The following is a 12,762-nucleotide window of genomic DNA, read 5'->3' on the forward strand; positions in this document are numbered from 1 at the left end:
TTCGGCAGCGTCTCTGGGCCTTATTAGCGACGTTTGGTGTGCACAATCGGCACGCCCCCCTTCTATCAGTGCTGTTATATTAGCGCTGTGACATCAGATCCGACCACACGTGGCTACTGGCGCGAACTGCGCGCACTGCAGGAGGACCTCGACGCCGAGATCGCCGGACTCTATCGCTCCCATGGCGTTGACGGCGTCCGCCCGCGATTCGCCTACCCGATGATCCGCTTGGCCCACGCCGGGGAGATGACCATCCGCGACCTCGCCACATCGCTCGGCCACACCCATTCGGCTCTCAGCCAGACCGTCACCGCGATGCGCGGCGAAGGGCTCGTCGAGACCGTGCCCGGCTCTGACGCACGCACCCGGCTGGTCCGACTCACCGAGCGCGGCTGGGACCTCGTGCCCTTCCTTGAGGCAGAGTGGCGCGCCACGGAGGACACCCTCGAGGAACTCGACGCCGAGCTACCCGTCCACCTCACCGAGTACGTGGCAGCGCTGCGCTCCCGATTGGCCGAACGCAGCTTCGGCGAACGCATCGCCGAGCGCATCACGCGCGACGACGCAGGGCGCCGTCCGTGATCCGCCGGGGCCTGATCGACCTTCGCCCACTACGCGCCAATGCCGCTTTCCGCCGGCTATGGGTGGGAAACTCGATCTCCGGCTTCGGGGGGCAGATCGCCATGTTGGCGGTGCTCTTCCACGTCTGGGAGGTGACCGGAAATCCGTTGTGGACCGGGATGATCGGTCTGGTCTCCGCGGCCGGCATGATCACCGGCGGCTTCCTCGGCGGCACCCTGGCCGACTCGCACGACCGGCGCACCATCATCTGCCTGACCACCTCTGGTCAGGCGCTGGCCGCGGCGGCGCTCGCAGTCCAGGCAGCGCTCGGCCTGGAGAACGTCGGGGTCATACTGACTCTGGTCGGAATGAACAGTCTGGCCGGCGGCCTGGGGGCGGCCTCGCGTCGCAGCCTTCCGGCGCGCCTGCTCTCACGCCAGCTCCTCCCGGCGGGCATCGCCCTGACTCACCTCACCTTCCAGGCGTCCATGCTGATCGGTCCGGCGCTCTCCGGCTTCCTGATCGCCGGTATCGGACTCACCGCGTGCTACACCATCACGGCGATCGCGGATCTCATCTCGCTCTATCTGGCACTACGGCTGCCCAGGGTGCCGCCGGTCGGCGCCACGACGGCGAGCAGTTGGACGACGACCTGGCAGGGCCTGAGGTTCGTGTCTCGACCCGGCGCGGTGCGCGGGGCCTTCGGCACCGATCTCTTCGCCACCCTGCTCGCCTTCCCGATCGCGCTCTTCCCCATGGTCAACGACCTGCGACTCGGCGGCTCTCCCGAGACGCTGGGTTTGATGTCCTCGGCCCTGGCCGTGGGCGGGATCCTCGCAGGGGTGTGCTCCGGTCTGGTGACCCGCACCGGCCGGCTCGGCGTCGCGCAATCAGTCGCGGCCGGCGTGTGGTGTGCGGCGCTCGCCGGATTCGGTCTGGGTACATCCGCCACGGCGATCCTCCTCGCGCTCGTGGTGGCCGGGGCCGCCGACACGGTGAGTGTCATCTCGCGCGGCGCGCTGGTGCAGCTCGCCGTGCCGGACGAGTTCCGGGGGCGGATCACGGCAGTGGATCACGTGATCGGGGCCGCGGGGCCGAGTCTTGGCAATGCGCGTGCCGGCTGGGTGGCCGCGATGGTCGGGGCCCCGGTAGCCCTGGCGGCCGGAGCGGCAGCAGGCTTGCTCGGGGTGCTCTGGATCGCGCTGCGCAACCGGGAGCTCCGTGAGTTCGACGGCGCCACCGGCGGCCCTGGCCCCACCCTGGCGGCGTAAGTGGCGACCTCCCAACGCTGACGCCTCGCGCCCGGACGCCCTCGACTCGGACGCGCTTCGACGTTTGTGCTCACCAACCGTCGCTCTGACTGGCTTCCGGCGCGACCATTCCGACATCTATTGAGCACAAACGCCGCGGGGGTGACGACGCCGCGGGGGTGACGACGCCGAGGGGGTGGCGAGGACGCACATACACGGCAGCGCGGCGGCGGGATAACAGCAGCGCGAAACGCCGCTCAGAGCTGCTTGAGCAGGGCCTTCCAGTACGCGCGCCAGCGCTCCACGTCGTCCGCGGACTCGAGCTTGGTGTGGTTCACCGCCACAGCAGCTTTGCCGGTGCCCTTGTCCGAGACATTCACCGAGACCTTCGTGCCATCCGCGAGCGCAAGGCGCCAGTAGCGCCACTTCTCGGTCGACGACGTCGTCGCCTCACCCTCGACCGGCACGCCATCGTGCTCGGTCATACCCTCAGCGAGTTCTCGCCACGCGGCAAGGGCGCCGTCCTTGTCAGCAGCGAGGGAGCGCGAGGCCGCGACCTGGAAGTCACCGGAGGAGGATTGCCCGGCTACTCGCAGTCCCTTCTGCTGGCCATAGGCGATGGCGGCACCTTGGGCCCACCAGCCGCGGCTCTCCACCGACTCGGGCATCAGTTCGAAGGCCAGCTTGGCGATCTCGGCATGAGGGAGCCGCTCGGCGCCCCGGGCGTCGAGTTCAGTCACCCAGTGGTCCCAGGGCCGGCCACTGACCTTGGCGACGGCGGCCGCCCGCGCTGCTGTATCCATGACGGAAGCCTGGCATATGCCTGGCGGTGGCCTCCAGAGCCCCGTCCCGCCGCCCCCGGCCCCGGTGGGTCTGCCCAACCGGTGGCCCACGCCCCCAACCGCGAGCCCTGACCGTGTGGCGCGAGCCCCGATGCCGAGCATCAGGGCTCGGCGCGGCAGGTAGGGGCTCGGCGTGAGGGCGAGCACCGCGAGAGCAATCGGCTTGCCCCCACCGTGCCGGGAGCGCTTGACTCCACTCATGATCACCACACCCGGCCCGCTGCCCACCATGAGCCTGGAGGAGATCTGGCCGCCCTACGCCTTGCGAATCACCGCGGGTGACCTGGAGCTGCGGATCGTGCGCGAGTCTGACTTCCCGGAGCTGGTGGCCGTGGCCCTGGACGGCGTGCACCCGCCCGAGGAGATGCCCTTCTACTTCCCCTGGACGGACGCCCCGCCGGAGAAGCTCGCCGCCGAGTACGTGAAGTACCACTCGCAGATCAAGGCGAGCTTCGACCGCACCTCACCAAACCTGGAGTTCGTCGTGCGCCGCTCGGGGGAAGTGGTGGGCAGCCAGGGGTTCAACGCTCAGAACTTCCCGGTGCTCCGCGCCGGAGAGACCGGATCATGGCTGGGACAGCGTTTCCAGCGGCAGGGCATCGGCACGCGCATGCGCCAAGCCATCTGCGCCTTCGCCTTCGACGTGCTGGGAGCCGTGGAGATCACCTCCGGGGCCTTCGCGGACAATGCCGCGTCCCTCGCCGTCTCGCGCAAGGTGGGCTACCAGCCCAACGGCGTCCAGCGGAAGCCGCGCCGCGACAGCGCGGCCGCGCACCAGTCACTCCTGCTCACCCCGGAGACCTTCCAGCGCGGCGAATCCATCGAGGTCAAGGGGGCCGAGGAGTTGCTCAGTTTCCTGGAGCTCGCCGAGTAACGCCGCCCGGACGGCGCGCCCTCACCGTCACGCCTTCTGCGGAGCTCAGGTGCTCGCGCGCAGAATGCCGGTGCCCGCGCCAACCGGGCATCGGCAACGGCTAGCGTGTCACCCGTGTTCAGGGACTGGCGGCGCCGCAGGCGGATCGGGAAGATCAAGCCTGGCGGTGGTCGAGCCCTGAAGCCGTTCCGGTGGTGGCAGCTGTTCAGCCGCCACCTGTTCTACCTCGACCTCGCCGCACGGCCCGGCGCCCCCGACCCAGCCGCCGCAACCACCGTCGCCGCGCCGCCCAGCAACTCCGACCCCCACCTCGACGCCGGTGGGGTGCAGCGCTACGCCGTGCACGTCAACTGGTGGTCCTGGGACGACGACGGCAACACCGTCGCCGAGCTGTACCGAGACGGCCGCCAGCTCTCTACGGCACCGGTTCCCGCGATCTTCCCCGTGCCCGGCGGCACCATCGAGGTGGCGCTATCGGAGTTGGGCCTCAAGCGGATGCACCACGTGACCGACGACGGCGCCTCGCAAACCCTCACCCCCGACCCGCGCTCGGGCGAAGGACTCCGGGCCCGGTTCGGGCAGCACTACCCTCGCGCAAGCACCTGGATCGGGCACCTCGCGGTGCTGGTGCTCATCGCGGCCGCCGCGGTGGAGCTCCCCCAGCTCCTCGAACTCATCACCAGCTGGGAGGTCGTCGAAGAGCGCATGGGCACCTTCGAATCGCCCATCACCCTGCCGGCCTGGGCGAACATCACGATCGTGGCGGTCAGCATCCTCGCCGGCATGGAACGCGCCCTGACCCTGCGCCACCACTGGCTGATCGACGGCGGGGCGATCATCGACGCTCTCGACCCCTGAGCGCAGTTCGGCGGCGACAGGCCGCCCTCTAGCGGGCCCTGCATCCGGCCCCACGGACGACGAACGTACCCAGGCAGACACCCCAGGCCCGCGGGGCGCGCAGTGGCCGTTCGTGCCACCATGACCATATGACCACTCCCACACTCACTCTGAACGACGGCAACTCCATCCCCCAGCTCGGGCTCGGTGTCTTCCTGGTCGAAGAGGACCAGACCGAGGAGATCGTGGGCGCGGCCCTCGCGGCGGGCTACCGCCACATCGACACCGCGAAGGTGTACGGCAACGAGGAGGGCGTCGGCCGCGCGATCGCGAAGTCGGGCATCCCCCGCGAAGACCTCTTCATCACCACCAAGCTGGCGAACGACGACCAGGGCTACGACAGCGCCCTCAAGGCCATCGACGGCTCGCTCGAGCGCCTCGGCCTGGACTACGTGGACCTCTACCTCATCCACTGGCCGGTGCCCAGCAAGGGCAAGTACGTCGAGACCTGGAAGGCCATGGAGCAGATCAAGGCCTCCGGCAAGGCGAAGTCGGTCGGCGTCTCGAACTTCCAGACCCACCACCTGCAGGATCTCTTTGACAACACCGAACTGGTCCCGGCCGTGAACCAGGTGGAACTGCACCCGAAGTTCGCCCAGGGTGAGCTGCGCGCCTTCTGCGACCAGCACGGCATCGCCATCGAATCCTGGGGCCCGCTAGGCCAGGGCAAGTACCCCCTGCTGGAGGAACCGGCCGTGGTGGCCGCGGCCGAGACGCACGGCAAGAGCCCGGCCCAGGTGGTCATCCGCTGGCACTTGCAGCACGGCCTGATCGTCTTCCCCAAGACGAGCTCCCCCGAGCGCGCCCAGCAGAACCTGGATGTCTTCGACTTCGAGCTCACCGAGGCCGAACTCGCCGCGGTCGACGCCCTGGACGAGGGACTGCGCGTGGGCGGGCACCCGGACGAGACCTGAGAGCACCGACGTCGGGACTCAGTGCGCGAAGCGCACCGAGCACGGCCCGGGTGTGGATACGGTGACACTCACCGGATCCACACCCCCAGCCTCGTCTCGCGAGGAGTTATGGGGGAGACTCGGGCGGTGAGTTCTTCGCCCCCCCGCGCCTGGCTACCCACCGCGATCCTGGACGCCCTGCGTGGCTTCCTGATCGGCCTCGCCGAGCTGATCCCCGGCGTCTCCGGCGGCACCATCGCCCTGATCACCGGCGTGTACGAACGGCTCATCGCCTCGGCCTCGCACGTGATCGGCGCGCTGCGTGCTCTCATCCGACCGCCCACCAGCGAGGACGCCGCGCAACGGCAAGGCCGCCTCCCGGCTGCCCGTGCCGAGCTCGCGCAGGTGCAGTGGTCGCTCGTGCTACCGCTTGTGGGCGGCATGGTCATCGCAGTGTTCACCGTGGCCGGTGTGGCGGAACGCCTGGTGACCAGCTATCCCGAGCAGGCTCGCGGGCTGTTCTTCGGGCTCGTGGCGGCCAGCCTGCTCGTGCCGCTCAGGCTCTTGCCACCCCGGCGCCTGCGCGGCTTCGCCGGCATCGCCCGCGACGGCATCATGGTGCTCGGCGCCGCGGCGCTAGCGGCCTGGCTCGTGGGCCTCGCCGCGCAGACCACCTCCGCCGAGCCGCCGACGGCCCTGGTGTTCTTCGCCGCCGCCATCGCCATCTGCGCACTGGTGGTGCCCGGCGTCTCCGGTTCCTTCTTCCTGCTGGCCATCGGCATCTACTCAGCCACCCTCACCGCCGTCAGCGAACGCGATCTCGCCTACATCGGCACGTTCGCCGCCGGGGCACTGCTGGGCTTGGTCTCGGTGGTGCAGCTGCTGCGCTATCTCCTCGAGCGCCATCGTCGTGTGACCCTGCTGGTGATGACCGGGCTGATGGCGGGCTCCCTGCGAGCCCTGTGGCCGTGGCAGATGAGTGAGACCGAGGACAAGGGAACCGGAACCCTGCTCGCGCCACAAGAGCCACTGGCCGAGCCGATCCTGTTCGCGCTCCTCGGAGCGGCGCTGGTGCTCGCGATGATCGTGCTCGACGCACGCCACGGGATTCGCGAGACCGGCACCAGCGCCACGGCCGACACCAGCACCAGCACCAGCAACCCCTCGGCCCGCACCACTCGCGGCCACGCACCCGAGAGCGAGACCCACTGATGGCTGTGTGGGAGGCGGCCCTTCTCGGCATCGTGCAGGGCCTGTTCATGTTCGTGCCGGTGAGCTCCTCCGCCCACCTGGTGATCACCGAGCACTGGCTGAGCAACCAGGGATCCCCTATTCCCTCCGCCGACAGCCCGGAGATGATCTTCTTCAACCTGGTGGTCCACCTCGGCACGATGGTGTCGGTGGTGGTGGTGATGTGGCGGCCGCTGTTCCGGCTCCTGCGCGGCACCGTCCGCGAGATCGGCTGGCTGTGGCGTCGCCGCACCATGCGTCACCTCGTGCACCTCAAGCTCATGCTGCTCGGCGTGGTCACCGTGGGTATCACCGGCGTGCTCGGCTTCGCCGTCCGGGAGTTCGGCACCGACGCCTTCGCCGTGCCGTGGTTCGTGGCCATCCTCCTGCTCGGCACCGCCGTCATGCTGTGGTGGACGGACTCAGTCACGGGCACCTGGCGGGGCCCGGCCCAGATGACGCTGTGGGTGGCGGTGGCCATCGGCCTCGCCCAGGCCATCGCCCTGTTCCCCGGCATCTCGCGCTCCGGCATCACCATCGCGGTGGCCCTGGCCCTGGGAATGCACCGCAAGATCGCCGCGCAGTACAGCTTTTTCGTCGCCATTCCCACGATCGTGGCGGCCACGGCCGTGCAGTCCCGCAGCCTGCTGGGCCACGAGGGTGGGTTCACGATCAGCGCCGGCTCCTACTGGACGGCCTTCGCCGTCTCCGCCGTCGTGGGCGCTGTTGCCCTGTGGCTCGTGCTGACGCTGCTGTATCGCGCGCGCTTCCGGGTCTTCGCCGTCTACGTGGCGCTCTTCGCCGTCTTCGTGCTGGTCACGCAGCCGGATCTGTCCGAACCGCCGGTGCTCGACGAGACTCCGGTCCTGGAGGACCAGGACGACGGCGGGGCGTAACCGCCACATGGGCGCATTCGTTGCAGAATCCGCCCCTATCAGGGCGTGATCGGCAACCGATCAGCGAAATCGCAGCAGCACGGAAAAGCTACCGAGCCGCCGAGCGACGCAGCCAGCGGTCGTGCACCAGCACCGCTGCGGCGGCCAACAGCACCGCGAGCACCAGCGCCACCGTACCCCCCGGCAGGGTCGCGCCGGCCGCGAGGCGCACCGCCACCCACACCACCGTGACGGCGCCGAAGACCGCCACCACGCGCACGAGATAGCGCCGCCAGATACCCGCCGGCCACCCCGCCGCGACCGGTACAGCGGCCACTAGCGCGGCGGCAGTGTGGATGATGAGCACCGCCGCAGCCACCGCGAGCGTCCACCCCGAGGCGACGTCGTCGCTGACCAGCACCCACAGCATCACCAAGTAGACCAGCAGTGCCAGCGGAGCGACGCCCTGCGGGGCGAGGGCTGCCGCGATCCCGAGCAGCATCGGCACGATCACGACCCACATGTCGAAAGGGCTCGCTTCGGCGGTGACGGCGGCCAGCGCCACCACCGCTGCGGCGCTCAGCACGATGGCCAGGCGCAGCAGCAGTCCTTCCCGGGAGCCGTGCCGCAGCTCCTTGGCGCGCGGGCTCATCGGATCGCCCCGGTGCGGCCGCGCTGTGCCAGCAAACGCAGCACCACGTCGAGGCTGCCCGGACCGCGCCAGGGCACCACACCCACGCCGGCCTGCTGCACCCGCAAGATCTCCCGTTCCCGCTCCATCATGCGGATCCGCCAGGCGAGGTGATCAAGGCGGTCCCACTCCTCAGGCGTCTCGAAGTGCTCACCGAGCACATCGATGGCCACCACCGTCAGCCCGCTTTTCGCCAGCGAGGCCGCGCGCACGATCATGGCCGGCGACACCAAGGCGGAGACGACCACCACGAGGGTTCCCGGCGGCAGTCCCAGTCGCACCCGGTTCGGGTCGAAGCTGTACTCGGTGGAGGGCTTGGCCCGCGAGAGCACCTCAAGGATGCGCCGCGCGTGGCGCTTGCCGGTCCCCGGCGGCACGCGCTGCGGCAGGTAGCCGGTGATGACCTGCAGGCTCACGCGGTCACCCTGGCGGGTGAAGTGCTCGGCGATGGCGGCCGCGGAGCGCTGGGCGCGATCCAGCGAGGAGGCTTCACCGCCGGCGCCCTCGGAGCGGCCGAGGTCGACCTGGGCGTCGACCAGCAGCGCGATGTGCGTGTCCTGGTCCGCGTAGGAGGAGGTCACGTGCAGCTCGCCGGTGCGGCTCGAGCGGGCCCAGTTGATCCGCTTGAGGCGGTCACCCCACTGGAAGGGGCGCACGCTGTTGAACTCGCTGCCCTCGCCGGGCCGGGTGGCGGTGTGCTGGCCGACCAGGCCGCGCGGATGGGGCGCAGGAGCGGAGTTGTCGAAGGCCTCCGGCGCGGGGAGCACGCGGATCTTGCGCTCGGCCAGCGGCACCGGCCCCCAGCTGTGCGCCGCCCAGGGACCCACCGCGCCCACCAGCATCGGGCCCACGGCGTGCGCACCCCAGCGGATCGGGTCGGCACCGGTGACCAGGCGCACGCGGCCCCGTTCAACGTCGTCCTCGGTCACCAGTGCGATGCGGGAGCCGTGCCGGGGGCGCCGGTCGATCCACGGCGTCGAGGCCAGTGAGGTGCTCAGCAGCTCCACGCCGTCCAGGCCGGAGACGTCGAGGACGGCGAGGTTCGTATCCCCCTCGGTCAGCACCACACGGGCCACACCGAACCGCGCCTCCGGGGCCCCGCGTGGGCGGGCCAGGCTCGACCAGACCGCGATCATGGCCAGGGGTGCGACCATGACCAGCAGATCCGGGCGCCCGGCGAGCAGCGCGCCGAGCACCCCGATCACGGGCACGACGATGGCGCGCAGGTGGGCCTGGGTGAGGAACCAGCGGTTCTCGATCCGGCCCCGCGAGGCGACGGTCACGACGCCCCGACGGCGGCCTCACGGGCGGCCGGCACGGGCACCTGGCCGAGTACGGTCTCCACCACTCCGGCGCCCGAGACCTCGGACATCCACAGCTCCGGCTTGATCACGATGCGGTGCCCCAGCACCGCGTGCGCCACGGCCTTGACGTCCTCGGGCACGATGAAGGTGCGGCCCTGGACCACGGCGTAGGCGCGGGCCACCAGCACTAGCGCGAGCGATCCACGCGGGGAGGCCCCCACCTGGACGGCGTTGTGCGAGCGGGTCGCAGCAGCGAGCTGCACGCAGTAGTGGGTGATCTCCTCTTCCACCGGCACCGTCTCCACGGCGCGCTGCATCCCCTGCAGCCCTGCCGCATCGGTGATCGGGTTGAGCACGATCTCCTCCTGGCGCCGGTCCAGTCGGCGGCGCAGCACGTCCTGCTCGTCCGCCTCGCTGGGGTAACCGAAGGAGAGCCGGAGCAGGAAGCGGTCCAGCTGCGCCTCGGGTAGCGGATAGGTGCCCTCGTACTCCACCGGGTTGGCGGTCGCGAGCACGTGGAAGGGGCGCTGCAGGGGGAAGGTCTGGCCCTCGACGGTCACCTGCTTCTCGCCCATGGCCTCCAGCAGGGCCGACTGGGTCTTCGGCGGCGTCCGGTTGATCTCGTCCGCCAGCAGCAGCCCGGTGAACAACGGACCCTTGCGGAACTCGAACTCTCCCTCGGACTGGTCGTACACGTAGGCACCGGTCAGGTCGGCCGGGAGCAGGTCGGGCGTGAACTGGGCGCGGGTGAAGTCCAGGCCGAGGGTCTGCGCGAAAGATCGCGCCGCCAGGGTCTTGCCCAGCCCCGGGAGGTCCTCCAGCAGCACGTGCCCGCCGGCCAGGATGGCTGCCAGCGCGAGCGTCAACGGCTCCCGCTTGCCGACGACGGCGCGTTCGACCTCGTCCAGCACGGCGCCCGCCTGGGCGGTGACGTGGTCGAGATCGGGGGTGGTTGGATGGGTGCTCACAGTTTCTCGATTCGTGCGACGACGTCGGTCAGGGAACGGGCGCTGATCCGGGAGCGGCCCTGGTCGGGGTCGGCAAGGTAGCGGGCGAGGGCTGGGTCCATGGCGGCGTAGGCAGCCGCGGGATCGGCCGCGAGGTCGAGGCCGTGGCGGCCGAGCCGATCGGCGGAGAGCTCCCAGAGCAGGGCGTGCAGGGCCTCGCCACGATCGTCACGATCGACGCTGTCGCGCACGAGGTAGCGCAGACGGGTGAGGCGCACATCCGAGGCGGAGCGGGAGATCTTGTGCTCGACCTGCTCGGCGCCGAACCAGTCCGCTTCCTGGACCAGCTCGGTGTGATCGAGCAGGGTTCCCGCCACGCCCACCACGATGCCGGCCACCAGCACCGAGAACAGCACCCCCAGTAGCCACGGGCCCGGAGCGAGGTCACGGGACCACAGCACCAGGAACAGGATGGCGCCGAGAGCCAGACTGACGGCGGTCCGCGCGGCGAGCTTCTTGGTCACGACGGCGGCCTCCGCGAGTGAGCACCCGGAGCCTGTGCCACACCGGCTCCCGGACCACCCGGTCTGCCGGCGCGCTCGGCCTCAGCCCGCTCGGCATCCCGGCGGGCCACGATCGCGGCATGGACGCGCTCCAGCGAAGCGAGGGCGCGATCACGGTCCTGCGCAGCCAGGTCGAGGCGCGAGAAGCGGGCACGCCGGTAGAGAGCGGCGAGCCCGGCGATGGTGGAGCGGTCAACGTCCCAGTGGGCCAGCACCCGTTCGGTGAACTCCTGGGAGGTCTCCGAGGCGCTGCGCACCATGCCGGCGTTCTCAGCCGCATCCTCCAGCGCCACCCAGCAGGCCACGATCGCGTTGCGGGCATCGCCCTCAGTGGCCGCCCGGAGCTGAGCGCTCTCACCGGTGGCAGCAATGGCGGCGTCGAGGTCACCGAGGTCGTCCTCGGGCTGGCGGCGGTCGATCTGGCGGCCCTTCCACCAGATGAGGAGCTGGCGAACCGCCAGCACGACGGCCGCGAGGATCACGATGGCCAGCACGACGGCCAGGATGCGGTCGAGCACGTCCCAGTTGACGTCGAGTTCTGGCCGGGGCTCCTCGTCCCACTCGTCCTCGCCCCAGAGCATCTCGTCCGTGGGCTGCTCGATCTCCTCGGGCGGGGGCGGAGGCGGCGCGTCGAGGTCGGGGATGGGCAGATCGCCGGTGAACCGCGGGATCTCCGCACTGGCAGCCCACACGAACACCAGGAGCAGCGTGGTGACTGCGCCCAGCGCCACGAAGCCCCTGCGTCGATCCATGCGCCCACCTTACGGACGGCCGGGCCCACATGCGCGACCCGGGGCTGGCAACCGCTCCGCGACAATCTGGCAGCCTGGCCGCAAAGCTGGCGCCGCCAGTGACACAAGCTGGGCATGAACACCTCGCAGACCAACCCCCGGCCCACCACCGCCCTGCTGGCTGCCAGCGCCTCTGCGGCGCTGTTGCTGGCCGCCTGCGGCGAGGGCGGAAGCGACCCGGCCGCCGCACCCGATGAAGGCGAGCTGCTGACCACACGACACGCGGTCACCGTCCTCGATGACGGTGACGGCCCGGAACTCTGCCTGGGCGGGGTCATGGAGTCCTACCCGCCGCAGTGCGGAGGCCCGGAGCTGCTCGGCTTCGAGTGGCCCGAGGGGAGCTACGAGGAGGAAGCGGGTGTGCGCTGGGGCATCTACGTCGTCCGCGGGCACTACGACAGCGCGGCGCAGACCTTCGAGGTCGCCGAGATCGGCGCCGAGGAGGACGCTCCGGCCCATGCCGGCGATGAGCACGACCTGGGCACCCTCTGCGAGGAACCCGACGGTGGGTGGCAGGTAGTCGATCCGGAGCGCACCACGGACGAGGACATGCAGGCGGTGTACGAGGCCGCCCAGGAGCTGCCTGGTTATGCCGGAGCGTGGATGGACCAGTCCCGTAACCCGGTAGGACCCGAGGACGTCAACGAGGCAGCCGGCGCCGTCGAGAGCGGAGAGCTGAGCGACGAGGAGTTGGTCGAGCTCGAAGGAGCGATGAACGATCCGGAGTACGTGACCGTCAACGTCCGGGTCACCGAGGACCCGGAGGGGGCCTACGACGAACTCCGCGAGATCTGGGGCGGCGCTCTGTGCGTGGCGGAAGCCGAGCGCACCGAGGCCGAGCTGAGGGAGATCCAGGACGAACTGCACGATCACATCGATGGCTTGCTGGCCAGCTACACCGAGACCCGCTCCGATCAGGTGGTCGTCGATGTCGTCTACGACGACGGCACTGTGCAGCAGCAGCTCGATGGTGAGTACGGCGAGGGCGTGGTCCGGGTCGTCCCCGCGCTGATTCCCGCCGAGGAGCTTTCCGGGGAGTGACCG

General features: G+C 70.3%; 14 protein-coding genes. 8 read left to right on the top strand and 6 right to left on the bottom strand.

Going from position 1 to position 12,762, the window contains the following annotated elements; all coding sequences use genetic code 11:
- Window positions 1–87: 87 nt before the first annotated feature.
- Both EDD31_RS05480 and EDD31_RS05485 read left to right on the top strand, forming a co-directional pair.
- Window positions 88–582 (top strand): MarR family winged helix-turn-helix transcriptional regulator, encoded by a 495-nt coding sequence (locus EDD31_RS05480; RefSeq protein WP_123303267.1) that lies wholly within the window; start codon window positions 88–90, stop codon window positions 580–582.
- Window positions 579–1,832 (top strand): MFS transporter, encoded by a 1,254-nt coding sequence (locus EDD31_RS05485; protein ID WP_211336061.1) that lies wholly within the window; start codon window positions 579–581, stop codon window positions 1,830–1,832. Before EDD31_RS05480 ends, EDD31_RS05485 begins: the two co-directional genes overlap by 4 nt.
- 236 nt (window positions 1,833–2,068) lie before the next feature.
- On the opposite strand, the gene EDD31_RS05490 is transcribed toward EDD31_RS05485, so the two are convergent.
- Window positions 2,069–2,614 (bottom strand): hypothetical protein, encoded by a 546-nt coding sequence (locus EDD31_RS05490; protein WP_123303268.1) that lies wholly within the window; start codon window positions 2,612–2,614, stop codon window positions 2,069–2,071.
- A 238-nt stretch (window positions 2,615–2,852) separates the two neighbouring features.
- Here EDD31_RS05490 and EDD31_RS05495 point away from each other — a divergent pair, with 238 nt between their 5' ends.
- The 5 genes from EDD31_RS05495 to EDD31_RS05515 all read left to right on the top strand — a co-directional run bounded on the left by EDD31_RS05495 (window position 2,853) and on the right by EDD31_RS05515 (window position 7,443).
- Window positions 2,853–3,527, top strand: a complete 675-nt coding sequence (locus tag EDD31_RS05495) for a GNAT family N-acetyltransferase (RefSeq protein WP_211336062.1) — start codon at window positions 2,853–2,855, stop codon at window positions 3,525–3,527.
- 114 nt (window positions 3,528–3,641) lie between these two features.
- On the top strand, window positions 3,642–4,385 hold the full coding sequence (locus tag EDD31_RS05500) for an early set domain-containing protein (protein WP_123303269.1): 744 nt from the start codon (window positions 3,642–3,644) through the stop codon (window positions 4,383–4,385).
- Window positions 4,386–4,513: 128 nt separating this feature from the next.
- The gene (locus tag EDD31_RS05505; RefSeq protein ID WP_123303270.1) at window positions 4,514–5,338 is read left to right on the top strand and encodes an aldo/keto reductase; all 825 of its coding nucleotides are present in this window, start codon (window positions 4,514–4,516) and stop codon (window positions 5,336–5,338) included.
- A 126-nt stretch (window positions 5,339–5,464) separates the two neighbouring features.
- Window positions 5,465–6,529 carry a DUF368 domain-containing protein gene (locus EDD31_RS05510; RefSeq protein WP_245990940.1) on the top strand — a complete coding sequence of 355 codons (1,065 nt, stop codon included), beginning with the start codon at window positions 5,465–5,467 and terminating at the stop codon, window positions 6,527–6,529.
- Window positions 6,529–7,443, top strand: a complete 915-nt coding sequence (locus EDD31_RS05515) for an undecaprenyl-diphosphate phosphatase (RefSeq protein ID WP_123303272.1) — start codon at window positions 6,529–6,531, stop codon at window positions 7,441–7,443. The genes EDD31_RS05510 and EDD31_RS05515 overlap by 1 nt, the downstream gene beginning before the upstream one ends.
- Window positions 7,444–7,531: 88 nt before the next feature.
- Here the strand turns inward: EDD31_RS05515 and EDD31_RS05520 are convergent, their stop codons facing one another.
- The 5 genes from EDD31_RS05520 to EDD31_RS05540 are packed head-to-tail and all read right to left on the bottom strand — an operon-like array spanning window position 7,532 to window position 11,679.
- On the bottom strand, window positions 7,532–8,074 hold the full coding sequence (locus EDD31_RS05520; protein WP_123303273.1) for a hypothetical protein: 543 nt from the start codon (window positions 8,072–8,074) through the stop codon (window positions 7,532–7,534).
- A complete protein-coding gene (locus EDD31_RS05525; protein ID WP_123303274.1) occupies window positions 8,071–9,396 on the bottom strand; it encodes a DUF58 domain-containing protein in 1,326 nt (441 codons plus the stop codon). Before EDD31_RS05525 ends, EDD31_RS05520 begins: the two co-directional genes overlap by 4 nt.
- The gene (locus EDD31_RS05530) at window positions 9,393–10,385 is read right to left on the bottom strand and encodes an AAA family ATPase (protein WP_123303275.1); all 993 of its coding nucleotides are present in this window, start codon (window positions 10,383–10,385) and stop codon (window positions 9,393–9,395) included. Before EDD31_RS05530 ends, EDD31_RS05525 begins: the two co-directional genes overlap by 4 nt.
- Window positions 10,382–10,888 carry a hypothetical protein gene (locus EDD31_RS05535; RefSeq protein ID WP_123303276.1) on the bottom strand — a complete coding sequence of 169 codons (507 nt, stop codon included), beginning with the start codon at window positions 10,886–10,888 and terminating at the stop codon, window positions 10,382–10,384. The genes EDD31_RS05530 and EDD31_RS05535 overlap by 4 nt, the downstream gene beginning before the upstream one ends.
- The gene (locus tag EDD31_RS05540; protein WP_123303277.1) at window positions 10,885–11,679 is read right to left on the bottom strand and encodes a DUF4129 domain-containing protein; all 795 of its coding nucleotides are present in this window, start codon (window positions 11,677–11,679) and stop codon (window positions 10,885–10,887) included. The genes EDD31_RS05535 and EDD31_RS05540 overlap by 4 nt, the downstream gene beginning before the upstream one ends.
- 114 nt (window positions 11,680–11,793) lie before the next feature.
- Between EDD31_RS05540 and EDD31_RS05545 the strand changes: the two genes are divergently transcribed.
- Entirely contained in the window at window positions 11,794–12,759 is a 966-nt protein-coding gene (locus tag EDD31_RS05545; RefSeq protein WP_123303278.1) for a hypothetical protein, read from the top strand.
- The last annotated feature ends 3 nt before the right edge of the window (window positions 12,760–12,762 follow it).

The sequence above is a fragment of the Bogoriella caseilytica genome (assembly GCF_003752405.1).
Lineage (GTDB): Bacteria > Actinomycetota > Actinomycetes > Actinomycetales > Actinomycetaceae > Allobogoriella > Allobogoriella caseilytica.

Bases quoted from the DNA above. Each gene is read 5' to 3' on its own strand.
- EDD31_RS05490 (WP_123303268.1), bottom strand. From the start codon at position 2,614: ATGGATACAGCAGCGCGGGCGGCCGCCGTCGCCAAGGTCAGTGGCCGG.
- EDD31_RS05495 (WP_211336062.1), top strand. From the start codon at position 2,853: ATGATCACCACACCCGGCCCGCTGCCCACCATGAGCCTGGAGGAGATC.
- EDD31_RS05505 (WP_123303270.1), top strand. From the start codon at position 4,514: ATGACCACTCCCACACTCACTCTGAACGACGGCAACTCCATCCCCCAG.
- EDD31_RS05515 (WP_123303272.1), top strand. From the start codon at position 6,529: ATGGCTGTGTGGGAGGCGGCCCTTCTCGGCATCGTGCAGGGCCTGTTC.
- EDD31_RS05520 (WP_123303273.1), bottom strand. From the start codon at position 8,074: ATGAGCCCGCGCGCCAAGGAGCTGCGGCACGGCTCCCGGGAAGGACTG.
- EDD31_RS05540 (WP_123303277.1), bottom strand. From the start codon at position 11,679: ATGGATCGACGCAGGGGCTTCGTGGCGCTGGGCGCAGTCACCACGCTG.
- EDD31_RS05545 (WP_123303278.1), top strand. From the start codon at position 11,794: ATGAACACCTCGCAGACCAACCCCCGGCCCACCACCGCCCTGCTGGCT.